At 44.6% G+C, this 25035-nt stretch carries 20 protein-coding genes; 13 read left to right on the top strand and 7 right to left on the bottom strand.

Annotated features, from left to right (window positions below; genetic code table 11):
* Positions 1 to 78: 78 nt before the first annotated feature.
* Both H6F66_RS22585 and H6F66_RS22590 read left to right on the top strand, forming a co-directional pair.
* Entirely contained in the window at positions 79 to 3681 is a 3603-nt protein-coding gene (locus tag H6F66_RS22585) for a diguanylate cyclase (RefSeq protein ID WP_190425780.1), read from the top strand.
* 203 nt (positions 3682 to 3884) lie between these two features.
* Entirely contained in the window at positions 3885 to 5063 is a 1179-nt protein-coding gene (locus H6F66_RS22590; RefSeq protein WP_190425852.1) for a ferrochelatase, read from the top strand.
* 337 nt (positions 5064 to 5400) lie between these two features.
* Here H6F66_RS22590 and H6F66_RS22595 read toward each other — a convergent pair whose 3' ends face one another.
* Positions 5401 to 5946: an NADPH-dependent FMN reductase gene (locus H6F66_RS22595; protein WP_190425782.1), complete on the bottom strand. Its 546-nt coding sequence runs from the start codon at positions 5944 to 5946 to the stop codon at positions 5401 to 5403.
* Positions 5947 to 6280: 334 nt separating this feature from the next.
* Here H6F66_RS22595 and ftsH point away from each other — a divergent pair, with 334 nt between their 5' ends.
* Complete coding sequence (ftsH, locus tag H6F66_RS22600; protein ID WP_190425784.1) at positions 6281 to 8215, top strand: ATP-dependent zinc metalloprotease FtsH; 1935 nt, start codon at positions 6281 to 6283, stop codon at positions 8213 to 8215.
* A gap of 213 nt (positions 8216 to 8428) precedes the next feature.
* On the opposite strand, the gene H6F66_RS22605 is transcribed toward ftsH, so the two are convergent.
* Positions 8429 to 9154, bottom strand: coding sequence for a M23 family metallopeptidase (locus H6F66_RS22605; RefSeq protein ID WP_190425787.1), 726 nt, complete (start codon positions 9152 to 9154; stop codon positions 8429 to 8431).
* A gap of 194 nt (positions 9155 to 9348) precedes the next feature.
* Here H6F66_RS22605 and H6F66_RS22610 point away from each other — a divergent pair, with 194 nt between their 5' ends.
* Complete coding sequence (locus H6F66_RS22610; protein ID WP_190425789.1) at positions 9349 to 9732, top strand: hypothetical protein; 384 nt, start codon at positions 9349 to 9351, stop codon at positions 9730 to 9732.
* 15 nt (positions 9733 to 9747) lie between these two features.
* Here the strand turns inward: H6F66_RS22610 and H6F66_RS22615 are convergent, their stop codons facing one another.
* A complete protein-coding gene (locus H6F66_RS22615; protein ID WP_242019000.1) occupies positions 9748 to 11067 on the bottom strand; it encodes a lipid-A-disaccharide synthase in 1320 nt (439 codons plus the stop codon).
* Between the two features lie 539 nt (positions 11068 to 11606).
* Here H6F66_RS22615 and H6F66_RS22620 point away from each other — a divergent pair.
* A complete protein-coding gene (locus H6F66_RS22620; protein ID WP_190425795.1) occupies positions 11607 to 15581 on the top strand; it encodes a magnesium chelatase subunit H in 3975 nt (1324 codons plus the stop codon).
* Between the two features lie 58 nt (positions 15582 to 15639).
* Here H6F66_RS22620 and H6F66_RS22625 read toward each other — a convergent pair whose 3' ends face one another.
* Positions 15640 to 17568, bottom strand: a complete 1929-nt coding sequence (locus tag H6F66_RS22625; RefSeq protein WP_199313345.1) for an ATP-binding protein — start codon at positions 17566 to 17568, stop codon at positions 15640 to 15642.
* Between the two features lie 219 nt (positions 17569 to 17787).
* On the opposite strand from H6F66_RS22625, the gene H6F66_RS22630 reads away from it, so the two are divergent.
* Both H6F66_RS22630 and H6F66_RS22635 read left to right on the top strand, forming a co-directional pair.
* Positions 17788 to 18072 (top strand): hypothetical protein, encoded by a 285-nt coding sequence (locus tag H6F66_RS22630; protein WP_190425801.1) that lies wholly within the window; start codon positions 17788 to 17790, stop codon positions 18070 to 18072.
* On the top strand, positions 18069 to 18296 hold the full coding sequence (locus H6F66_RS22635) for a hypothetical protein (protein ID WP_190425804.1): 228 nt from the start codon (positions 18069 to 18071) through the stop codon (positions 18294 to 18296). The genes H6F66_RS22630 and H6F66_RS22635 overlap by 4 nt, the downstream gene beginning before the upstream one ends.
* Here H6F66_RS22635 and H6F66_RS22640 read toward each other — a convergent pair.
* The gene (locus tag H6F66_RS22640) at positions 18259 to 18648 is read right to left on the bottom strand and encodes a type II toxin-antitoxin system VapC family toxin (RefSeq protein ID WP_190425807.1); all 390 of its coding nucleotides are present in this window, start codon (positions 18646 to 18648) and stop codon (positions 18259 to 18261) included. The two genes, H6F66_RS22635 and H6F66_RS22640, sit on opposite strands and share 38 nt — an antisense overlap.
* Positions 18641 to 19027: a hypothetical protein gene (locus tag H6F66_RS27850; RefSeq protein ID WP_199294848.1), complete on the bottom strand. Its 387-nt coding sequence runs from the start codon at positions 19025 to 19027 to the stop codon at positions 18641 to 18643. Before H6F66_RS27850 ends, H6F66_RS22640 begins: the two co-directional genes overlap by 8 nt.
* On the opposite strand from H6F66_RS27850, the gene H6F66_RS29085 reads away from it, so the two are divergent.
* From H6F66_RS29085 to H6F66_RS22670, 6 genes are all read left to right on the top strand, one after another.
* The gene (locus H6F66_RS29085) at positions 19016 to 19144 is read left to right on the top strand and encodes a hypothetical protein (RefSeq protein ID WP_277873802.1); all 129 of its coding nucleotides are present in this window, start codon (positions 19016 to 19018) and stop codon (positions 19142 to 19144) included. The genes H6F66_RS27850 and H6F66_RS29085 overlap by 12 nt on opposite strands.
* Positions 19145 to 19231: 87 nt before the next feature.
* Entirely contained in the window at positions 19232 to 19885 is a 654-nt protein-coding gene (locus tag H6F66_RS22650; RefSeq protein ID WP_190425811.1) for a Uma2 family endonuclease, read from the top strand.
* 279 nt (positions 19886 to 20164) lie between these two features.
* The gene (locus H6F66_RS22655) at positions 20165 to 20398 is read left to right on the top strand and encodes a hypothetical protein (protein ID WP_190425813.1); all 234 of its coding nucleotides are present in this window, start codon (positions 20165 to 20167) and stop codon (positions 20396 to 20398) included.
* Positions 20399 to 20451: 53 nt separating this feature from the next.
* Positions 20452 to 21240, top strand: coding sequence for a class I SAM-dependent methyltransferase (locus tag H6F66_RS22660; RefSeq protein ID WP_190425816.1), 789 nt, complete (start codon positions 20452 to 20454; stop codon positions 21238 to 21240).
* Positions 21241 to 21263: 23 nt separating this feature from the next.
* Positions 21264 to 22187, top strand: a complete 924-nt coding sequence (locus H6F66_RS22665; protein WP_190425819.1) for a hypothetical protein — start codon at positions 21264 to 21266, stop codon at positions 22185 to 22187.
* A gap of 67 nt (positions 22188 to 22254) precedes the next feature.
* Positions 22255 to 24192, top strand: coding sequence for a hypothetical protein (locus H6F66_RS22670; protein WP_190425822.1), 1938 nt, complete (start codon positions 22255 to 22257; stop codon positions 24190 to 24192).
* Positions 24193 to 24202: 10 nt separating this feature from the next.
* On the opposite strand, the gene H6F66_RS22675 is transcribed toward H6F66_RS22670, so the two are convergent.
* Positions 24203 to 25021, bottom strand: coding sequence for a DUF3598 family protein (locus tag H6F66_RS22675; protein ID WP_190425825.1), 819 nt, complete (start codon positions 25019 to 25021; stop codon positions 24203 to 24205).
* Positions 25022 to 25035: the final 14 nt, after the last annotated feature.

Genomic DNA, 25035 nt, shown 5'->3' on the forward strand with positions numbered 1-25035 from the left:
CTGCTGGCTAGGTGGGAACTCTAATATTAAAGATTTCAAGAAGATACTATTAAGTAATTATGAAGTAGCGGGGCTGAAATGAGCGCAGTGGTACGCAAATGGCTCTTAGCAGTAACTGGGTTTTCACCAAAGAAAGGCGATCGCTCCAAGTTTTCCGATCGTCTTAGCATCGCTGTCGATCCTCGATACAGCCTCAGGCTCCGCTTGGGTTTGGCAGTTGGTGGTATTACCCTAATACTGTCGATGTTGCAAAGTGTCACCGTCAGCCAACTTACCACCGCTAAAATAGAAGCTGAGGCAGGTAATGCCTTAGTCGAGTTAGCGCACCAGATTACAGATAAGCTGGATCGGGGGATGTTCGAGCGCTACCGGGATATTCAGAATATCGCCACACTCCACACACTGCGCGATTATGCCACGCCATCAGAGGAGATGCGAAGTTTCCTAGAAAAGCTGCAAAGCACCAATCCTAACTATGCCTGGATTGGTCTTGCTGACACCTTAGGAATTGTCCAAGTTAGTACGGGAAAATTGCTGGAAGGCAAAAACATCTCTCAACAACCTTGGTTTCTCAAAGGACAGAAATTACCTGATGTAGCAGATTTGCATAAAACAGTGCTACTACCGAAGTTGCTACCTTTTAGTGCCGAATCCCTGAGCGTGGTAGATGTAGTCGCACCCGTAACCGATTTTGAAGGTAATTTCAAAGGTGTATTGTGCGCTCATCTAAGTTGGGAATGGGCTAAAGAAGTTGGCGATTGGCTTTCGGCGCTACAAAGCCGTTCCCAGGTAGAAATACTGATTTTGAGTCAAAATGGCACCGTGTTGTTCCGTTCGCCAAAGTTACAAGGGCTACAGATGAAACCCAAAAGCTTTGACGTAGAACGTTATAGTGACCGCTATTTAATTGAAACTTGGGCAGATGGTAAAACTTATATAACTGGTTTTGCTCGCTCTCAGGGCTACTTGAACTATCCTGGCTTGGGTTGGGTGGTACTGGTGCGACAGAAAACTGATGTTGCGTTTGCGCCAGCGCGTCAGTTGCAACAACAGATATTGATCGGGGACATGGTGTTTGGCCTCGTGTTGGCGATATTTGGCTGCATCATGGCTGGAAAGATTGTCGATCCAATTTTAGCGATCGCATCCGCTTTACACCGCATCCGCCTGGGCGATAAAACAGTCCAAATACCAGTACGCCAAGGAAATGATGAAATTGGCTTGCTCTGGCAATCTTTAAGCCAACTGCTGCAAAAGGTCACAGAACAAGAAAACCAACTCGTTGCGAGTAACCAGCTGCTGCATTTAGAATTAAGCGATCGCGCTAAAGCAGAAGTCCTACTGCAACAGAGCGAAGAGCATCTGAGATTAGCCCTAGAAGCAGCCCGCATAGGGATTTGGGACTGGAATATCCTCACCGACAAAATTACTTGGTCTGATAATTATGCACTGCTATTCGGGCTGGAACCAGGAACCTTTAATGGCACCTATGAAGCCTTCAATGAATGGGTTCATCCTGAAGACCGCGAAAGCATCACCCAAGCCCTAAACAGATGCGTGAAAGCCAAAGCAGAGTATGAACAGGAATTTCGTGTCATCTGGCGCGATCGCAGCATCCACTGGATAGAAGCCAAAGGACAATTTTTCTACGACTCTAGCGGCTTCCAGGCGGTACGGATGGTTGGCACAGTCATGGATATTACCCAACGAAAGCAGACAGAATCGAATCTGCAAAAAGCCAAAGACGAGCTAGAGTTCAAAGCCATAGAGCGTAACGAGGAGTTGAGTCAAGCCAACGAAAAGTTGCAACTCGAACTCTTCGAGCGCCAACGCACACAAAAAATGTTACAAGATCAGGCACAACTGCTTGATCTAGCTCACGATGCCATCCTGACATTAGATTTGAACTTTAATGTCACCTTTTGGAATCGTGGCGCAGAAAAAATGTATGGTTGGACGAAACAAGAAGCTTTAGGAAAGGAAAGCCATAAATTACTGCAAACGCAATTTCCCAAAGGCTTGCCTGAAATCCAAACCAAGCTATTACGAGAAGGATGCTGGGAAGGTGAACTTATCCAGACCAAACGAGATGGTACAACTATTGTTGTTACTAGCCGTTGGGCAATTCAACGGGATTTGCACGGCACTCCGATAAAAATTCTGGAAATCAACAGTAACATTACAGCTACTAAGCGAAGCGAAGACGCGCTAATAACTTCCGGTGTTCGTCTGGCAGGAATTTTGGATATTGCTGAAGATGCGATTATCTCAGTAAATCAAAGCCAGCAAATTACATTATTCAATCAAGGTGCGGAAAAGATTTTTGGCTACACTGCTAATGAAGTTTTGGGAAAACCGCTTAGCTTGCTGTTGCCAGAACGTTTTGCAGATGCTCATCCTCAAGACCTGGCGCAATTTTTCCAATCTGAGAGTGTAGCAAGGAAAATCGGCGATCGCCGCGAGATTATCGGTTATCGCAAAAATGGTACAGAGTTCCCTGCGGAGGCTTCAATTTCCCAACTGGAATTAGGCAGCGAAAAAATATCTACTGTAATTCTGCGCGACATCACTGAACGCAAAGCGTCAGAAGAAGCGTTGCAGGAAGCTAACACTGAGTTACGTAGCTGGGTAAAGGAATTAGAATCTCGCAACCGAGAAATCGCCTTGCTTGGGGAAATGAGCGATATTCTACAAACTTGCTTAAGTATTGAAGAAGCTTATAGCGCGATCGCTGGATTAGTCCAACCCTTATTTCCCAATTTCTCAGGTGGGGTATTTGTGATTAATTCCTCAAAACAAATAGTCGAGGCTGTTGCTACCTGGGGAGATTCAACGTTTACTAGCCAGCTTTTATTCACGCCTAATGAATGTTGGGCGCTACGACGCGGGCGATCACATTTGTTTGAATGCGATCATCGTGGTTTGCACTGCAAGCACAGATTGGGGATTGGGATAGATCGAGCCAGGCGCACCAACACCGAGGAGAATTACTCCCAATCCCCAATCCCCCCTGCATCTCTGTGCGTCCCCATGATGGCACAGGGGGAAGCCTTGGGCGTACTGTATTTAAGTTCTCAAGCTTTGGGACAATTCACCCAAGCCAAACAACAGCTAGCCACAACAGTTGCTGAACACATTGGTTTGGCGTTGGCAAACTTAAAACTGCACGAAGCTCTCAAGCAGCAGAGTATCCGTGACACTCTTACTGGTTTATTTAATCGCCGTTACTTGGAGGAATCTCTGGAACGGGAGATTAACCGCGCTGAGCGCAAACAGCAATCACTGGGAATAATTATGATCGACGTTGACCACTTTAAGCGTTTTAACGACACCTTTGGTCACGAAGCAGGTGATACTGTGCTAAGAGAACTTGGCGTATTTCTGAGAAGTCATACCCGTGGTTCAGATATTGCCTGTCGTTACGGCGGTGAGGAGCTAACGCTGATTCTGCCAGAAGCATCTTTAGAGGCTACCAGAGAACGAGCTGAAGCTATCCGGGAAGGAGTTAAGCACCTAAATTTACAAAATCGCCGTCAGAGCCTTGGTTCTATTACCCTATCAATAGGGGTAGCAATTTTCCCCACACATGGCTTGACAGGTTCGGCAGTGATTCGAGCAGCTGATGCGGCTTTATATCACGCTAAACATCAAGGACGCGATCGCGTTCTTGTTGCCTCATAAAGCATAAATCTTCCCAACGATGAATCGCCCCAGTAAAACTTGCTGGAATATTATTTAATTACTGAATTATTTAAGCCAATCCCCCCCTAGGGGATGTTAAGCTAGATTATGAGTGGCACTTCGAGGGCAATGAAGCTGTAAAACAATGCGCTTTGCCAAAGTCCACTCTAAAGAAAGAAAATATTCCTTTGGAGGAATGCGACTTGGTTGCCACCCCTGAAAAACTGCAACAAACACCGAACGCTCAACAAGGTACAGACAAAGTAGCCGTCTTGCTAATGGGTTACGGAGAAGTTGAGAGTTACGAAGATTTCGCCAACTACAACGAGCAAGCTTTAAATCTACTCACCGCCAAATTTGCCCCGGTTCCCACCTGGATGTATCCACCAATTGCCAAAATCTTGGCAATATTTGACTTGCACGAGTGGGATCATCAGCACGGTAATTTTATTTCCCCCCACAACGCCATTTTTGAAAAACAGCGGGCGGGGATAGAGAAAAATTTACAGGAAAAATGGGGCGATCGCGTCCAAGTTTTCAAAGCCTTTAACTTCTGCGCCCCCTTCCTACCCGAACAAGTCCTCACAGAAATTAAAGCTCAAGGATTTGACAAAATCCTGATCTACCCCCTATTAGTGGTAGATTCCATCTTCACCAGTGGCATCGCCGTCGAACAAGTCAACAACGCCCTAGTCAATCTCGCTGATGGCAGCGAACACTGGGTAAAAGGACAGCGTTACATCCCCTCCTTCTACAACGAAACCGCCTACATCGATTTGCTAGCCAATCTCGTAGAAGAGAAAATTGTTCGCGACTTGGCAGTAGCGCATCTGCCCTCGCAAACAGGGATAGTGTTGATGAACCACGGTTGCCCCCACAAAGCCAAAGGCTTCACATCAGGTATTGTCGAAAGTCAAGCCCTGTACGACAAAGTACGGGACAAACTGATCAACAAATATCCGCTGATTTCAGTGGGCTGGCTCAACCACGACACGCCCCTGATTGAATGGACTCAGCCTGATGCCAAGCAAGCGGCTCTTAACCTAATTCAGCTAGGGGCAACATCGCTTGTCTTTATGCCGATAGGTTTTGCTACAGAAAATCACGAAACCCTGTTAGATGTAGACCACATCCTGCACTGGTTGCGTCGTCGTCATCCGCACGTTACCTACGTGCAAATGGAGTGCGTTAACGACAATCCTGAATTCTTAAAGATGGCGGCAGATTGGGCAAATCCTCAAATTGAGGCTTTACTCTCAGAGCAAGCACTTTCCGTAAATCCCCAGATGGCAGCAGTGCAAGCGCATACCCATAGCGGTCATCAGCACGGTCACGATCACGACCATCAGCACGGTCATAATCACGACCATCACCACCACTAAGCCATCCTCTCATTCCCAGGCTGAGCCTGGGAATGATTTAGCTTAAGCTCTGCTTCACTTGCAAGGCTTTGAAAGTTATGTAGTTTGGTTGATTACATTCACAAAAGAACCTCACCCCGCTAGAGCCTATGGCTCTAGCTTCCCTCTCCGATAAACGGAGAGCAGGGTAGTTTCATACAACCCTTAGAAAATATCGAAAATTGCGACATTTTGTAGGGGCATGGCATTGCCATGCCCCTACCGCCAATCAAAATCAACGTTACAGAATTTTCTTTTAACAAATGAAACCACCCTACTCTCCGAAAAACGGAGAGAGCCTAGGGGTTAGGTTCTTCGGCTAGGCAACGTTTCGGAGTTTTTGGGTGTTTTCTACTAAACTCTGAGCAAACTCATCGAATCTCTGGGATAGTTTCTCATCCAGCAACTTGCCATCTGGGCTGAAGGCTTTCCAAGCTTGTCCAATCGCAATTTGCTCTGGAATTACCCAAGCATGAACCCAACGCATAATCAGCCGCAGATCGTTGAGAGCGTTGCTGTTGACTTGCCCGCCCAATACACTAATTAAACCAACAACTTTGTCGCTCATCTGGTCGAAGCTCATCAAGTCCAAGGCATTTTTCATCACACCGCTGAGACTGCCATGATACTCAGGGGTCGCCAAAATTATGCCATCGGCCTCGGCTACCGCCTTTTGCAAACGCTCAACATCCGGAAAGCCGGGATATTCTTTTTCCCCATTGCAGAACGGCAACTGCATCTGTCGCAAATCGAGAATTTCTACTGAAGCTCCCAAAGCTTGCACCCGCTCAGCGGCTAAATTCAAAGCCTGCTGGCTCTGGGATGCAGGTCTTAAACTCCCGCCAATTCCAACTATTTTGACCATATTCGCCTCTACTAGGGTTAAAAACTGATTTGAATAACAGCAAAAATATTTAACTAAACTCCAGCATATGCTGTATCAAATTCCATCTGCATATCGACCGCTAAGATCAAGCTAAATAAATCGAAGTCGTAATGACTACATTTAAGATAGCTGATTCAAACGAACTTTGTCAATGAGGCGGTCAAACAAAGCGGATCGGTTAGCACTCACGGCTGTAATAGAGAAAGTTAAACTAGATTGTAGAAAGGTTAACTCAACTGCTGAATCAGGTATATTTCTCAGGAAATCCAGCAAGTGAGAGGTTCAGTCAAAGCAGCAGGCAAAGGGCATTTGTATGAAAAACAATTCCTCAATGAGAGCATGGACAGGGCAAGGACAACCAAAAAATTCTAAGGAGAATCGTGCTAAGAAGCCGAAACGCTTCTGGCAACTTGCCGCAGGTTTGATGATTTTTCAGGGGATGTTGTTGGGTTCCCCAGCCCTTGCCAAGGTAGAGCAGAACACCCTCAGTTATGGCGACCTGTTGCAGAAAATTGATGCCAACCAAGTCACCAAAGTAGAAATTGACCCAGCAACCAAGATTGCTAGGGTGACATTAAAGGGGCAAAGCTCCACAGCTCCGCGTCAAGAGGTGATGCTGTTCGAGCAAAATCCAGAGTTGATTGAAAGACTCCGCGATAAAAACATTGACTTGGATGTACAACCGTCTGGGGATAACGCGGCTGTTTTGGGGGTGGCGGCAAATTTACTTTTGCTATTGTTCTTAATGGCAGTTTTAATGTTCGTTTTCCGTCGTTCTAGCAATTCCTCTGGTCAAGCGATGAATTTCGGCAAATCCAGAGCTAGATTCCAGATGGAGGCGAAAACAGGAATCAAATTTGACGATGTAGCTGGGATTGAAGAAGCCAAAGAAGAACTAGAAGAAGTTGTCACTTTCCTGAAGCAACCGGAACGGTTTACAGCAATAGGTGCGAGAATTCCCAAAGGAGTGCTGTTAGTAGGCCCTCCGGGAACGGGTAAGACTTTATTGGCAAAAGCGATCGCCGGCGAAGCTGGAGTCCCATTTTTCAGCATCTCTGGATCTGAGTTTGTGGAAATGTTTGTCGGGGTTGGTGCATCCCGCGTCCGCGACTTGTTTAAAAAAGCCAAAGAAAACGCCCCTTGTCTGATTTTCATCGATGAAATTGACGCTGTAGGACGGCAACGCGGCACAGGTATCGGCGGCGGTAACGACGAGAGGGAACAAACCCTTAACCAGTTGCTGACCGAAATGGACGGCTTTGAAGGCAACACTGGGATTATTATTATTGCTGCCACCAACCGCCCGGATGTATTAGATTCGGCATTACTGCGTCCGGGACGCTTTGACCGCCAAGTAATAGTAGACTACCCGGATCTGAAAGGACGACGGGAAATTTTGGATGTACACGCCCGCAACAAAAAAATCGCTCCGGAAGTATCCTTAGAAGCGATCGCTCGTCGTACCCCAGGTTTCACAGGTGCTGACTTAGCCAACCTGCTCAACGAAGCCGCCATTTTAACGGCTCGTCGCCGGAAAGAAGCCGTTTCAGAACTAGAAATCAACGATGCCATAGACCGGGTGGTAGCTGGCATGGAACGAACACCCTTGGTAGATGGCAGGAAGAAGCGTCTGATTGCTTATCACGAAGTTGGTCACGCGATCGTCGGCACCCTGAGTCCCCACCACAACCCTTTAGAGAAAGTTACCATACTGCCTCGCGGCCAAGCTTTGGGGCTAACTTGGTTTACTCCTGCCGAGGAGATAGGTTTGGATTCCAAATCTCAAATTCTCTCCAGCATTACTGCTACCTTAGGCGGGAGAGCAGCAGAGGAAATCATCTTTGGCAACGATGAAGTAACTACTGGAGCGGGTAACGACCTGGAGAAGGTGACGGAACGAGCGCGACAGATGGTGACACGGTTTGGAATGTCCGAGCTTGGCCCTGTGGCGCTAGAAAGTCCGAATGGAGAAGTATTTTTAGGTCGAGATTGGGGGAACCGCAGCGAGTATTCTGAGGAGATTGCAGCTCGGATTGATGGTCATGTCCGTTCAATTGTTGACCATTGCTACAAAGAAGCTTGTCGGATAATTCTGGAAAACCGCTCCTTGATAGATATGCTCGTTGATCTGCTCTTAGACCACGAAACCATTGAAGGCGATCGCTTCCGTCAGATCGTTGATGAATACATCCAAAAGCGTAAGCAAGAGCTAGTGCTTCCCTCCGCTCCTTTAAAAGAGAGCGTGTAGAAAAAAGAAAAAAAAAGAAAAAGGTTCTCTTTTAATCTATTTTTCTTTCGCCGTTGAGTCTAATACACACCTAACCCCCTTCCCTTGAAGGAAAGGGAAGGGGGTTAATTTTAAAGCCTCTCTCCCGTGAAAAAATTCTTCCTTAACCCTCTCCTTAGAGGAGAGGGTTAAGGACACGCCAAAACTGTAGTACGGCATCGACGAGCCACTTCACTAATCTATGGTGCGTCGCCCCTGAGAGCTACCCCAAGACGGCTGTTCTGTGGATGGCCCAGAGAAACCCTGAGCAAATTGCTGAGTGGTGCCTGGTTGTTGGGAGTACATGGCGCGGAGAACCTGGGCAGGATCTACATAGTTATTAGCGTATTTTAAGCCCCAATGCAGGTGGGGGCCAGTGGTACGCCCAGTCATACCTATACGACCAATCCGTGCCCCTGCGGGGAGCTGTTGACCTTGCCAAATTATTATGCCGCCGCCACGATCTATTACATAACGATTGCCATTGGCAGTTCCTACGCTCCCTTTCAGGTGACAGTAGACGTGCTGCCATTGCCCAGATTGGATCTTAATTAAGGTGCCGCAGGCGGTATGGTCTGAGACTTCCACCACGTAACCTGCCCACCAATTGCGGATGTAGCTGCCTTCTGGCCCAGCAATGTCTAAACCGCGATGAAATTCCCAACCAGAAGCGTCAGTGGGAGAACGGCGGTAGCCAAAGCCAGAAGTATAGCCTTTAAAATTTTCGACAGGGAAAGATGCACCTTGCCAACTACTGCGAGTTAATACTGAATTTGTTCTAATTTCCCTCGCCTCAACTTTCTCCTCCTGAAGTTCTACTGCTGGCATTAACCCGATTAAACTCAGCCCTAGAAAAAGTAGAAGAAATATGGGACGCAGAAAGCGGTTTTGGAGATTTGGTGGCGTTGGCGCTTGCTGCATTAATTCACTCCTCGACTGCTTAAATAAGTTACACACAACGGTGTATTTTGCCAAAAAAAATCAAATATCGTGGTGTATTCTACTCTAGATTGCAGCTCTGTCAAGCCTCCCAGTAGAGGGGTATTGGCTATTTCGCGAGATTCTTTAATTTTGTTAAAATTCCTAAAAGTGAAAAATATAATGCTTTAAAACTCATGCTGACTGAAATTTTACCTTTTAGATTCGCTCTCGATGCGACTGCGATCGCTGGTGCCTCTTTATGGTCGTTAGCTTTATATCTAGGTTTCTCTCCAGCCAGTGAATGGGTTGCAGAACAACTGAATCGCTGGTTTAACTTTGCTGAGCGATCGCTATACACTTCTAATGAGGAATTTGAAAGAACTCGTAAGGGTAGAGAATCACAAAACGCTTTTTATGCTTCCATTTTCAGCATTGTACCTTTTTTAATTGTTGGTGCTGCCTGCAATTACGGTGTGGAAATTGGTTTAGGACGCAGCTGGGCAATTAGTATGGGAATACTAGCTTGTATGAGTTGTGGGGTTTATGAACTAGGTCGAAGAGATGGGAAATCTTCTTAAAATAGGGAGCCGTTATTAACCTATAACTCCTAACTCTTGACAAACTAAAGTTGCTAGTTTTTCCGCAGCCCCAGGTTGACCGCGAAGACTTTGGAGGCGATCGCGCATTTGTTGTAATTTTTCCGGATGGTTAAGATAATCTAAAGCGAGTGCTGCCACCTCTGTTGCTTGCAGTCTGCCTACCAATTCTGGCACTACCTGCGATTTCGCCCAGAGATTAGGCCAAGCATATAAACGCCCCTGTTTCATTACTTGTTTCATTATTATCCAGTTGATCGCTTTGGCAAAGCTGGAACCTAATACTGGCAAGTTGGCGAGTAACCCAGGCAAACCATCCCAGCTTCGCATAGCATCAAGTTGTTGAGTTGGCAGTAAGACGATCATTGGTACTGCTAAGGCACCTAGTTCACCAGTGTTGGCTCCCACGGTGGTAAAACATAGCGAACATTGGGATAATAATTCGTAAGCAGGCGATCGCGTCCACAATTGCACCCTCAATCCAGCCTCTGTCTTGAAATACGGCAACTCTGGCGGTTCCGGTACGATAAGCTTCGCTGAAGAACCTTTCACCAGTTCAATTACTGGATTTTGCTGTTTGTCAGCAAATCTAGATAAAGTTGACAAATCTAAAGTAGGAGCAACAGGAATTACAAACTGAGTTTGGGGACGTTGTTTGTGGATGTTTTCTGCGATCGCTAAACACAAAGGCACACCTTGAGCTAGTTTAGCCGCTTTCGATCCCGGAAGTAATCCGATAAGTTCCGGACTGAGTAAAAATGAGGCAGTATAAGACTCTTGTTTACCTTCTTGAGATACGTCTGCCATTAAATCCCCAACAACGGTAAATTTATCGGCATATTTTTCAGGTACTTTGGCGATAATCTCTGGTTTCATCGCACCAAATTTGTCAATCCACCCCTGCCAACGAGCTTCCCATTCCGCATAAACAACGGTACGATAATTTAAGCGCTTGCCAATCGCTACGGCAAAAAATTGATCGCCTCCTAAAAAGACTACTACACCGCGATCGCGCCATTCCCAATTTTCGGCAGTCTTTCCCCAAAGCAAAAACTTTAAAAAATGATCTGCTCCCTGTACGCGGTCTACTTCTGGATAGGAGAGTGCGATCGCTGCTTCTTTTCCGGTAGCATGAGTACAAGGCGATAACACAACAGAAATCCGCACCTTTTCTCGGTCATCTCCCAAATTTTCTCTTAAACGTCGCACAACTGGACGCACCCAGGTTGCCAACTCCCCAGGCCCATTTGAGAGAATCAAAATATCAACGGGTTGCACCGATTGCTTTCCTGCTGATGAGTTAAATATCAAAGCCAAGCCTTTAATTATATCTTCAATTTTAAACTATAATTAGTTCTTTTTTGAGATTAATAAAATAAGACAATAAAATATCTATAAATTCGATGAAGTATATTTTTTTTATATTTATATTTACATCCTAAGCAAAACATTAAACTATCAAAATACTTAAGCGCTATTTATCTTTTTTTTAAATTCTTCAGCTTGATATTTATAAAGCTATTCTTTCCAGGGTAAAAACACCGAATTAGAGCGATTTTCCCCCTAGAAAGCCGGAATTACTTTAGGTATATGTAGATCTATTTTACCATAATGGAGCATATACTCGCATTTATATGAATTAATGTAAATAAAGTTGGCTTTTTTTTTATCAAATTGTGTCAATAGAGAGCCAAAAGCCCCACAGTGTAAGCATCTTCTGCTAAAAATGCTGATGTGCCTACTTTTAGCAATTAACGATTTTGCGACTGGGAGGAGAGTATTGCCTATCCTACCCTAGAGCTAAAAGATCGAGCATTCCTGAAGAAGAGAACACTGTATCATTGGAGCCTAAGCGAATGTTCACTCACGTCAAGTCCACCATTCGCCACATTTCCCCGGACAACCTGAGGGGGCGATCGCTACTCAAGGTGGTCTATGTCGTGCTAGAGCCACAGTACCAGAGTGCCATCTCAGGAGCGGTTCGCTCAATTAACAAGAACCACCCCGACTTAGCGGTTGAAATCAGCGGATATCTGCTGGAAGAACTGCGAGATCCTGAGAACTACGAGGGTTTTAAGCAAGATGTCGCTGCGGCGAATATCTTTATCGCTTCGTTGATCTTTATAGAAGACTTAGCCGATAAAGTTGTAGCGGCGGTGGAACCGCACCGAGACAACCTTGATGTTGCCGTAGTATTTCCCTCAATGCCCCAAGTGATGCGCCTGAACAAGATGGGCAGCTTCTCGATGGCGCAGTTGGGACAATCGAAAAGTGCGATCGCGCAATTCATGCGAAAGCGCAAGGAAAAATCCGGCAGCGGCTTCCAAGACGGGATGCTGAAGCTACTGCAAACCCTGCCCAAAGTCCTGAAATACCTGCCAATGGACAAAGCGCAGGATGCCCGAAACTTCATGCTTAGCTTCCAATATTGGCTAGGCGGTTCTCAGGAAAACCTGGAGAACTTCCTGCTGATGCTGGCGGATAAATACGTTTACAAAGGTGAGCAAAAGCTGAAGTTTCAGGAACCAGTAACCTATCCTGACATGGGCATCTGGCATCCCCTCGCACCACAAATGTTTGAGGATGTTAAGGAGTATCTTAACTGGCACAACAGCCGTAGAGATATATCCAACGATATCAAAGATCCTTTGGCACCCTGTGTTGGCTTAGTGCTGCAACGCACTCACTTGGTCACAGGCGATGATGCCCATTATGTGGCAATGGTGCAGGAACTAGAAGCGATGGGCGCACGGGTAATTCCCGTTTTTGCTGGAGGGTTAGATTTTGCCAAGCCGATTGAGGCTTATTTCTACGATCCATCTGCCAAGACACCCCAGGCGATAGTAGATACGGTGATATCTCTTACCGGATTTGCTCTCGTGGGTGGCCCCGCCAGACAAGATCATCCGAAAGCCATTGATGCGCTAAAAAAACTGAATCGTCCCTACATGGTGGCTTTGCCCTTAGTCTTCCAAACTACGGAAGAATGGGAAGATAGCGACTTGGGGCTGCATCCAATTCAAGTGGCGTTGCAGATTGCGATTCCGGAACTGGATGGAGCGATTGAACCGATTATATTATCGGGAAGGGATGGAGCAACCGGGAAAGCGATCGCACTCCAAGACCGAATTGAAGCGATCGCTCAACGCGCTTTAAAATGGGCTAACCTGCGCCGCAAGCCAAAACTTGGTAAGAAAATTGCTATCACCGTTTTCAGCTTCCCACCTGATAAAGGCAATGTCGGTACTGCTGCTTACCTAGATGTATTTGGTTCAATTTACGAGGTGATGAAAGCCCTCAAGCAGAACGGCTACGACTTGCCAGAATTGCCAGATTCAGCAATGGCGTTGATGCAAGAAGTCATCCATGATGCTCAAGCACAGTACGCCAGTCCTGAGCTTAACATTGCCTATCGGATGTCAGTACCGGAGTATGAAGAACTCACACCCTACTCGCAACGCCTAGAAGAGAACTGGGGCGCACCTCCCGGACATCTCAACAGCGACGGGCAGAATTTACTAATTTACGGCAAACACTTCGGCAATGTCTTTATCGGCGTTCAGCCTACTTTTGGCTATGAAGGCGATCCGATGCGGTTGCTGTTCTCCCGTTCTGCCAGCCCCCATCACGGTTTTGCCGCCTACTACACCTATCTGGAACGTATTTGGGAAGCTGACGCAGTGCTACACTTCGGCACTCACGGATCGTTGGAATTCATGCCCGGTAAGCAGATGGGAATGTCTGGCGACTGTTACCCAGATAACCTGATTGGTTCTATTCCCAATCTTTACTACTATGCGGCGAATAATCCCAGCGAGGCGACAATTGCCAAGCGTCGCAGCTATGCCGAAACGATTAGTTATCTGACACCACCAGCAGAAAATGCGGGATTGTACAAGGGTTTGAAGGAATTAAGCGAGTTAATCGCCTCCTACCAAACTCTCAAAGATACAGGGCGAGGCGTGCAAATTGTCAACACCATCGTAGACAAGTGCCGTTTGGTGAATCTGGATAAGGATATCTCCTTGCCCGAGAAAGATGCTAAAGACATGACCGCCGAGGAACGGGATACCTTAATTGGTTTGGTGTATCGTAGGCTGATGGAGATTGAATCGCGGCTGTTGCCCTGTGGCTTGCACGTCGTTGGGAAACCGCCGAGTGCAGAGGAAGCGATCGCTACCCTGGTCAACATCGCCTCTCTCGACCGTGCCGAAGAAGAAATCTTGAGTCTTCCCCGCATCATTGCCAACAGCATCGGACGCAACATTGACGACATCTACAAAAACAACGATCAAGGTGTCTTAGAAGATGTCCAGCTATTGCAGGATATCACCCTAGCCACCCGTGCCGCCGTTTCCGCCCTCGTCAAAGAACAAACTGACGCTGATGGTCGCGTTTCCCTGGTTTCTAAGCTGAATTTCTTCAACATGGGCAGAAAGCAGCCTTGGATTGAAACATTGCACGCAGCAGGATATCCCAAAATTGACGAAGCACAAATCAAGCCTTTGTTTGAATATCTGGAATTCTGCCTCCAGCAAGTTTGTGCCGATAACGAACTGGGTGCCTTACTCAAAGGTTTAGAAGGCGAATACATCATCCCCGGGCCAGGTGGCGATCCCATCCGTAACCCGGACGTACTGCCTACAGGCAAAAACATCCACGCCCTCGACCCTCAATCTATCCCCACCGCAGCCGCCGTCAAATCCGCCAAAGTTGTTGTAGACCGACTGCTAGAACGGCAACGGGCGGAAACTGGTGCCTATCCCGAAACCATCGCCTGCGTCCTCTGGGGAACCGACAACATCAAAACCTATGGGGAATCTCTCGCCCAAATTATGTGGATGGTCGGAGTAAAACCCGTGCCCGATGCTTTGGGACGAGTCAATAAACTGGAACTGATTCCTCTGGCTGAACTCGGTCGTCCCCGCGTTGATGTGGTCATCAACTGTTCTGGTGTCTTCCGCGACTTGTTCATCAACCAGATGAATTTACTCGACCAAGCTGTGAAAATGGCAGCAGAAGCCGATGAACCCCTATCGATGAACTTTGTCCGCAAACACGCCTTACAACAGGCGGAGGAAATGGGCATCAACCTGCGCCAAGCGGCGACTCGCGTTTTTTCTAATGCCTCCGGTTCCTATTCTTCTAATATCAACCTGGCAGTAGAAAACAGCACTTGGGAAAGCGAATCTGAGTTACAGGATATGTACCTCAGCCGCAAATCTTTCGCTTTCACTTCTGATAGTCCAGGCACAATGGAACAGTCGCGTCAGATTTTTGAAACCGCCCTCAAAACCGCTGAAGTGACGTTCCAAAACCTCGACTCTTCCGAGATTAGCCTCACGGATGTTTCCCACTACTTTGACTCTGACCCCACCAAGGTTGTCGCCAGTCTGCGCGGCGATGGCAAAACGCCAGCATCCTACATTGCCGACACCACCACCGCCAACGCCCAAGTTCGCACTCTATCAGAAACCGTCCGCTTAGATGCCCGTACCAAACTACTAAATCCTAAGTGGTACGAAGGTATGCTAAGTCACGGTTACGAAGGTGTCCGCGAACTCTCAAAGCGCTTGGTAAATACGATGGGTTGGTCTGCAACCGCTGGTGCAGTCGATAACTGGATTTACGAGGATACAAATACCACGTTTATCCAAGACGAAGAGATGCGGAAGCGGCTAATGAACCTCAATCCTCACTCTTTCCGCAAAGTTGTCGCCACCTTACTCGAAGTAAATGGTCGCGGTTACTGGGAAACCAGCGAAAGCAATTTACAAATGCTGCGCGAATTGTATCAGGAGGTCGAAGACCGGATTGAAGGAATAGAATAGTCGGTAACTGAAACATCAGTAGTGTAGTAGAGACGTTCCGGCGGAACGTCTCTACTTTTTATTTTGACTTTTTAGCGCCTTTTCCTTTCTTAAAATCAGTTACTTTCGGCGGTGGAGTTTCCCATTGGCAACTAAATGTCTTATTGAGGAGATTTTTGAGGCTGATAACCTTAATATTGCCACCATGAAACTCTCCAGTTCTGCTCTGGATCTTTATAATTTCGTAGCCAATGCCATTAAGTTCTTCAGGTAAAGATATGTACCCATAATAGTTGTATGAGTCCTCAATCTGAGCGTTTTCTTTTGGAGTAGGCATTTCCCAACATACAATCTGGTCAGTCAATATCAATGGATGATTAAACTCATCACTTGGTGAGAGATTGTACTTGTACTCAAGAGCTTTGTGAACTTTCGTTGCTAGGCTGTTTTCCCCAATACTGACAGCAATGCTATCAATTCCCATGCTAGAAAAGGTTCGTGGACATAGCCAAAGAGGAGCGTACTCTGAGTCAGCAGTGACAAGATGAGCAAACATTGTGTACAAGGCTCCAACCCAAGACTCTTCTCCAATACCAGGCTCTACAAGCCACTTTCCCTGTAGTTGTTCTATATCCGCTACCTTAAATCGGGGTCTATCTTGAATTCCTTCCTTGAGTACATTCAGCTTCTTAGTATAAGCCTCTAATTTGGCATCCTGATTATCCTTATTAAGCCTTTCGATCAGTTCACGAAAAACGTTAACTTGATTCATCGCTGCATCAAAAAACTGTTTTATCTTCTCGATAAACGAGTCATCTTGTAGAATTCTTAATGCAGCCTCAGTTAAGGAATTTCGGTTTGTCACAACATCAAAGCTGCCATTAATCATCAAAATATAGTGAGATTCAGCATTGGAGGTGCCAAGCACTGCGTAATCCTCTAGCTTAGAATGCTCAAATATCTCATTGTAATTACAAATCTTTACACCCTCTGAGCAGATAAATGTACCTCTTTGATCGATTAACCTAATCCCAGACTTTTTATCACCTTTTCTACCTAGCTCTTGATACTTCTCATGCGCCCTACGATTTCCATCAATTGCCAGAGCCAAACAGTAATTTATTCCTTCAAACTGAAAAGTCATGGCTCCGCGAGCAGAAAATCTACCATCGTTGAGCCTTGATAATTGAGCTGGACTTTTGAGCTGTAATTTATCTAGCTCGTCCGGCTTCTCCAGGTAGGGATATCCTGCCTCAATTTTCTTCAAGCTTCCCTTTGTCCACAGGTATAATTCACACTGATCGTTATACCCAGGAGACTGTTTAAGGCTCTGAAATTTAGCATCTGAAAATCCAGTTTCATTAGGCCGAAGACACCTCATGTCTCCATGCCTTGTGTTAAAGCGTATGTAATGCTTTAAATATGACCATTCTTTTATACCATCATCGCCCGAGTCGTAATAGTCTGAAAATTTTTCTACTTCAAGGCCTTGAACAATTATCATTGCTCCACTAGAAAATCCGTTCTGAAAAAACCGACCACTTAAATGTTCAAGAATAGTTATTGTTTGTGCATTAGGTCTAGAAAATAAATTTCTCAGGGTTTGCCAAGGACTATTATCAGCCTGCGATTGGATATCATATTGTTGACTCAAGTTATCTTTTGGATTATCAATAGATATTGAGCGCCAGTATCCTTCATTGCTACAGCGTGTAATCAAAGTAATTTTTTTGGAAGCAAAACACAATTTTGATCCTTGGCATTTATAACCAATAGAATTACCTTGTATTTTCGTAGATTTGCCTATAGAGAAAAAAGCTTTATAGGGAGTTATCCCATTGATTTCAGTTTCTTCGCTTAAACCAGTACCATTGTCAAAGTAGATAAATCCTTTATCTTTCAATAGTGGATAAATCTCAATTCGGGATGATTGAGCATCATAAGAGTTAGATATCAACTCGCGGATGACTTCACATGGGTCTTTGCGATTAACTGAGAGTTCAGACAAGACATGTCTGTAATCTATATCTGGATACTGCGCCATACGATTTTATTGAAACTAATTGAGGTTTGAGTCAGATGCCGACAGAAATATTACCCCTACCTTTCTTAGATAAGGGATTGTATAGTTGATCCTATCAAAAGTAGCGTTTGGCATCCTCAGTGAAAACCGCAGAATTAAGTTGGAAAACTTAGAGCATACAAATCAACATAAACCCACAGGTACATGGGTTTATTTACAGGAAAGTTGAGCGTATTCTCATTCACCCAAAACGCGATCGCATTCATCTTCTCCATAGCGCGATCGTGTCTATTTTTCCCGATGTGCGATCACTTCCACTTCTCCACAGTGCGATCACTTCTATTCTCCCCAAAATGCGATCGCCCTCATCTTCCCCAAAGCGCGATCGCGTCTATTTTTCCTGATGTGCGATCGCATCTATCTTCCGGAAAATGTGATCGCATTCATCTTTCCCGAAGTGCGATCACATCTACCTTCCGGAAAATGTGATCGCATCCATCTTTCCAAGCCTGCGATCGCGATCGCTTCTATCTTTTCCAGAATCAGATCGCTTTTATCTCTACCAACGCGCGATCACATTCATCTTTTCCAAAGCGCGATCGCATTCATCTTTTCCAAAATGCGATCGCATCCACATTTGGGAGAGTGCGATCGCTTCTACTAACATAGCGATCGCTAACTATCAAATGGATTCAACACAATCAATCCATTGATGCGCTGAAAATCTTTAACATTGCGAGTTACTAACGTACAACCCTCAACCAAGGCGCAAGTTGCTATTAAAGCATCTCCTAATTTAGTACGATAATCACGACGGATTTGAGCAGCACCATCTAAAACTGATTCAGTTAGCGATACACATCTGAGACTCCGCAAAAATTCTCGCATTTCTAACGCTTCAGTGTCGCTCAATGTAGGGTAACAGAGTAACTCTACCCAAGTAATGGGACAGTAAAATCCTGTAGCATCGCTCCTTTCAATTTCGTCAAAGATATATTTTACAGCTAACTCGCCTTTAAAGAAGCCAATGATAATGTTAGTATCCAGTAGATATTTACTACTCATCCCATTCTGATCTGAGTTGCAACTGGAATTCTAGAGAATCAATGCGCTCAGGTAAAAATCCAAACCATCGGTCAAAGTTTTTCCCTGGCGATTTTTGGCTGCTAGTCTGATGCTCTGATATTGCTCGCTGATGAATTAGTGCTGCCAATTCTTCTAACAGCCGTAGTTGTTCTTCAGCACTGAGGTTTTCTACCTGATGGCGTACCTCGTTATAAGTAGACATAGACTTTCTTCTGTAACTCTCGCGTCCTGATTCCAATATACACAGAGTGCGATCGCATCTGCCAAAATAGCGATCGCATCCTCTTTTCCAAAATGCGATCACATCCAAATTTGGGAGAGTGCGATCGCATCCAAATTTGGGAGAGTGCGATCGCATTCATCTTTTCCAAAATGCGATCGCATCTATCTTCCAGAAAATGCGATCGCGTCTATTTTTCCAGAATGCGGCGAATTGTATCAGGAGGTCGAGGATCGGATTGAGGGGATAGAATAGTTGATAGCCAATAGCTTTGTGCGATAACGTTAAAATCGCGATCGCACTAGCTTAAATCCTTGGGCAGAGGAATGCCTAGATTCCATTATGACTCAGACCCTAAGTGCCGCCACGCCGCCAGTTAGCAGTTCCCATATTGTTCTATATGGCATCAGTTGGGAAATGTACGAACAGCTTTTGCAAGTGTTTGCAGAACAGCCAACACCACGCATGACTTACTACAAGGGAACCTTAGAACTGATGACACCCCTACCAGAACATGAAAGGTATAGCTGGACTCTCGGACGGCTAGTGGTGGTATTATCTGAGGAACTGGGGCTGGAAATTATGGGTGTGAAATCTACAACTTGGCGTTCAAAACCCAAGGCTGTTGGCAAAGAAGCCGATGAATGTTTTTACATTCAAAATGAAGCGTTAGTACGTGAAAAGTTAAAAATTGACCTTACAGTTGATCCACCACCTGACTTGGCGATTGAAATCGATCAAAGCCATTCATCTATCGATAAAATGAATGTTTATATAGAACTCAAAGTGCCGGAAGTTTGGCGGTGGCAGAATGGAAAACTTACTGTTAATATTTTAACCGATGCAGGTTATGTGGACTCTGAAACAAGTCTAGCATTTGGCTCGTTTCCAGTAAAAGAATTCGCCCGATTTATGCAGCCAGAAGCGCAGAAAGGTGAGAATGCCAGAATGCGCGAGTTTAGGGAATGGGTACGCTCACAGTTACAGAATATTTAGAAATGTCTGGTAATTTTTAATATATTGTTTCAACACTGGATTTAAACTAAAAAAAGTTGCCTTTCCCTGCTCTTTTGTATCCAATAATAATCGCCTTGTAAGCGATCGCATGACATATTTGTTGAGGCAGTTTTTCAAAACACTGCATCAGTGATGGGAATTGGAGTAGTCATAGCTGGACTTATCAATGCTCCAATAATATTAGGTCTTTCAACTGCTGGTATACTAGGAACTCTTGTAGGAGCATGGCTATCTAAGGATGATTGAGAATTATCAACTTTGCTTACATCAGAAAAATTTGATGGTAAGAGAAAAGTGATCGCACCTATTTTCCGAAACTATGCGATCGCGTCTATCTTCCCCAAAGCACGATCGCATTCATCTTCACTAAAACGTGATCGAGTTTATCTTTACCAAAGCGCGATCGCATTTATCTTTCCCAAAATGCGATCATATCCATCTTTCCGAGAGTGCGATCGCATCCACATTTGCGAGAGTGCGATCGCAAGCTGAATAGAGCATGGTAGAGTATTTATTTCTATATAAGCACAGCAGCTAGTCTCAATATGAGTAGGCAAGATTCACAAACTACATTTCAGAACCGGTGGAATGCAGAACTCTACGATCGTAAACATTCTTTTGTCTCGCAGTTAGGATCAGATGTGGTAGAAATACTGTCTCCCAAATATGGGGAATGTATTCTCGATATCGGCTGTGGAACAGGCCATTTATCCGAAAAAATTACAACTTTTGGCGCTAAGGTAGTTGGCATTGATAGTGCAGCCACGATGATTGAGCAGGCACGAAAAAACTATCCTAGTTTACAGTTTGAGGTAATAGATGCAACTAATCTACAATTTACCGACCAGTTTGATGCTGTCTTTTCAAATGCGGCACTTCATTGGATAAAAGAGCCTGAAAAAGTTGTGTCTGGTATCTATCGAGCGTTAAAATCAAAAGGGCGTTTTGTGGCTGAATTTGGCGGGAAGGGAAATGTTAAAGCAATCGTTACAGCCCTCTATAATGCCCTTCAAGCTGCTGGTTATCCTGTCGAGGAAGCTCTCAATCCTTGGTATTTTCCCAGTATTGGGGAATATGGTGCTTTACTAGAAGAACATAGTTTAGAGTTAACTTTCGCCACCCTGTTTGACCGTCCAACACCATTAGATGATGGAGAACAAGGGATGCAAAATTGGATAAAAATGTTTGCAAATAACATTTTGACTGCATTTCCTGCTGATCAACAAATGAGCATTATTGCTGATATCGAAAAGCAGTTGCGTCCAACACTGTATAAAAATGGGACTTGGTTTGCAGATTACAGACGAATTCGAGTAATTGCCATTAAAGATTAGCTTGTTCTAGCTTCAATTAAGCGATGGCGCTACCTTGGTGTATCTCCCCCAAGCGTGCGATCGCGCACATTTTCCCCAGAATGCGATCGCATCTCCCGAATTGGAGCTATATTAAGCGAATACCCAAATTGCTTAATTTAAAATTAAATTCTATGAAAATTCGCAACTATATTAGTTTGTTGGTGCGGCGAACTTTACCGGAAGTCTACAACATTTATCACGGATATCAAAAGCTTAAACTTCCCGAAAACATTCAACGGATTAACAATCTAATCATTCAAAAATACGGTTTGGTTGTTCAAAGTGGCCCTTTTGCTGGCATGGTTCATGTAGGGCGCAAGGGAGGCGCAGCATTAGTACCAACGCTTATAGGTTGTTACGAAGAAGAATTGCATGATATTTTAGGTTCTGTAATTCAAACAAACTACGACAACATTATCAATGTTGGTAGTGGCGAAGGTTACTATGCAGTTGGATTTGCTTTAAAGATACCTACCGCCAAGATTTATGCTTTCGAGATTAACCCCATTGCTCGGCGAATGTCTAAGGAAATGGCACGAGCTAATGGTGTTTTTGACCATATATTTTTTGCTGGAGAATGCGATATAAAAGCATTGAATGAGGCAATAGATAAAAAATCGCTAGTATTTATGGATTGTGAAGGCGGTGAAGTTGATTTACTACAACCGGATCTGGCACCTAATCTTAGATACAGCGACGTGTTAGTTGAATTACATGACTTTTTAAACCCAACAATTTCAGAAACTATTCTGTCCCGCTTTAAAGAAACTCATGATATCACGTTAATAAGTAGTACAAAGCGCGAGCCGGAAGCATATGCAGCTATTGGCTTCCTCAATGAAGAAGACCGTCAAATTGCTGTTAGCGAGTTTCGTCCAGCAGTAATGCAGTGGGCGTTTATGACTGCTAAATCTTATCAAAGATAAGAGTATATTCAGCAACACAAAGATAAATTATGCCAAAATCATTACAGCTAAATAGCCTTTGTTGCTGATGAAACGGTTTACAATTTTTCGCTACGCAGCGACAGTATCCTTACTGGCTCTACTGGTATTGGCTTGTCGCGATCGCACTATTCCCGTATCCAGCGCCAATACACCTAGTCCAGATACTTTAAACTTACTTCAGGCGGAGCCGCCCCCTGCAAAGGCATTTAAAAACCAGTGGACACCTGAACTTGAAAAAGAATTTCAGCAACGAGCTAAAGAAGTTATTAAGTATTACGCAGGCAAAAAATATGGCAACACCTATGGAGAGAATGAAAAAGCGTCTTATCCTAATGCCATGTTTGACTTTTTGGATGGAAATCGGGAGAAAGCGATCGCATTTCTTGAAAATGAAGATAACCAAGCCAAAGATAACGCCCACACCGAAGGGATTGACTATTACTATTCTTTCACTCTCAAAGGACAAATTCGCAAATACTTTTTCTTCGGTAAATTCCTAGATCCTACCTACAAACAACGAATGTTTTTAGGTGCAAAAAAGTGGACACAGCAAGATCCCAATGGTCGTCCTCACCCGATTTATGGGAAAGGCCGTGGCGGTGACGGTTGGGGGCCAGAAGTGCGCGGTAGCTGGGTGGATGGACGCAATACAGATAATCTCAGGGCGATGCGAGAGATATCCGTTTATCTAATGGCGGAGGAAACTGGAAATGAAGATGTGCGACAGCTATATAAAAAGAGAATTCAGCGGTATGTTTGGGCGCTTTATCATATTGGTATGGGCGAGTGGGATTCGGAAAATTATCACGGTCATACCCTAGCTGCGTATCTTAATCTTTACGATTTCGCTAAAGATCCAGAAGTGGAAATGTTAGGTAAAGCAGCTTTAGATTGGCTTTGTGCTGCGGGGGCATTGAAGTATTACCACGGTGGTTTCGGGGGGCCATCTAAACGAGATTATGGTAATAGTAATGTAGTTTATGGTTCATCTGCCGCACGTTTACTATGGCTATATTTTGGGGATAATTCGCTACCTAATCCTAAACCTGAACGCGATTCAATTCACGTAGTTACTAGCAGTTACCGTCCTCCATTGGCAGTTGTAGCATTAGCCAGAAAACAGTTTAAAAAGCCGATTGAATTACTTAGTACCAAGCCAGTTTATGAAAATTGGAAACCTGGAGGTGAAGATAAACCTGGTTATTGGGAAACAACATTTTTCGGGAATAGTTATCAACTGGGTAGTGTTGTTGCAGAGTTTAGTGATGGTGATGTTGGAACTTTCAAATTGATGGCTGAAAATTCTCAGCGTGGGATGGATTATTTTGTAGCCAATACTGGTGGCGACAGGCTAAAGCCTGGAAAAAATAAAGGCGATCAAATAGGACAATACCGCAATCTTTTGATTTGGCTACGGGCAGCCTCAAACCAACCCTTTTATTTTCAGATCCCTAAAACTGCTGTATCAGAAATTGAAGATGGAATTTGGTTCTTTAAGTTTGAAAAGACTTGGCTGGCTGTTCATCCCATAAACCTAAATAATTATACAAAAATTGCTATTAAAGGAAAAAAGCTTGAGGAACTATACCGCGATGAAGTAATGCTGAAAGCAACACCCAAAGCTCATCAATATGCTGGATTTACGCTGGAGGTGGGAGATAAAATTACAAGCAGTTATGCTAGTTTTAAAGAATCTGTGAAGAAAAAAAGTAAGTTGGACGTGAGCCAGATAGTATCTGGTACAGTACAGCTAAAAGGAGTTAATGGCAATAATCTTAAAATAACTCATAATTCTCAAAATGAGCTGCCAACTATTGTTCGCAATGGTGTCAAGTATGACTGGTTTAAAAATTATGATTTATACAAAGTAACTGAAGAAAATAACCCTATTTCTCTAGGCTGGAAACAAGGTAAAATGCGGGTAGAAGCTGGCGGGTTCGTGTTTGAACAGACGGTTTCAAGTGATGGAAAGGTGAGTTTTTAAACTTATCATGTCACCTTTTACGTTCTGTAACTAAGGTGAGGCTAACCCATTCTCCTTTATTGTTATAGCTGCGAATCATCCGCTGGCGCAAATCGCGTTGCAATAACCATCCTGCTTCTAGAAAAAAGGCTTCACCAACTTTCACTTGTAGGGGACAGTTGGAAGAGGCACCATCTGGTAATAATAATACTTGAATTGGCTGGTTATTTTGGTCAAAGTGAAGAATGGAACCGTTAATTTTAGCGGTTGAAGTAATGGTTCTGTCGCCAAAAGTCAACTGCTGAAACAAGCGATCGCTTTCTTTTTGTTCTACCTTCAGCGTGCTAGAATAAGTATCAGAATTTTGATTGTCTGGATAAATTGTTACCGCTTCTCCCTGCCATTCTCCCACCAAATCATTAACAGTTAAGGGTGGGCGTTCTGGGGAGTCTGTCGCGGCTAATTTTTCCCTAATTAAGGTAATTCTATCTAACTTACCTTCACGGTTAAATAGCTGCACCAAACGCATCCTTCTGGTGCCATCAATCAAGCCTAATTCTGCTCCAAATTCCGAGAAAGGAGCTTGTTGAATCGAGCCTTGAGAAAATGCCCCATTCTCAAAAAATAAAACGCTTTTTCCTAGAGAACTATATTCTAAAACTTTCTCTTCTGCCTGTTGACCGGGTGGCAAGCGGCGGATAATTTGGCGAATGGTTTGGTTATTGTTTAAACCTTCTAGGGAGACAACTGTAGGAGTGTCTTCCAGTAACTCTCCTTGGGGCGAAAGTCGGGTAAATGAGCCTTGCCATTCCCCTAAATTTTGTAGTAGAGATTCCCATTGCGATCGCATAATTTGATTTTAGA

The organism is Trichocoleus sp. FACHB-6, assembly GCF_014695815.1.
GTDB classification, from domain to species: Bacteria; Cyanobacteriota; Cyanobacteriia; order Cyanobacteriales; family FACHB-T130; genus Funiculus; species Funiculus sociatus.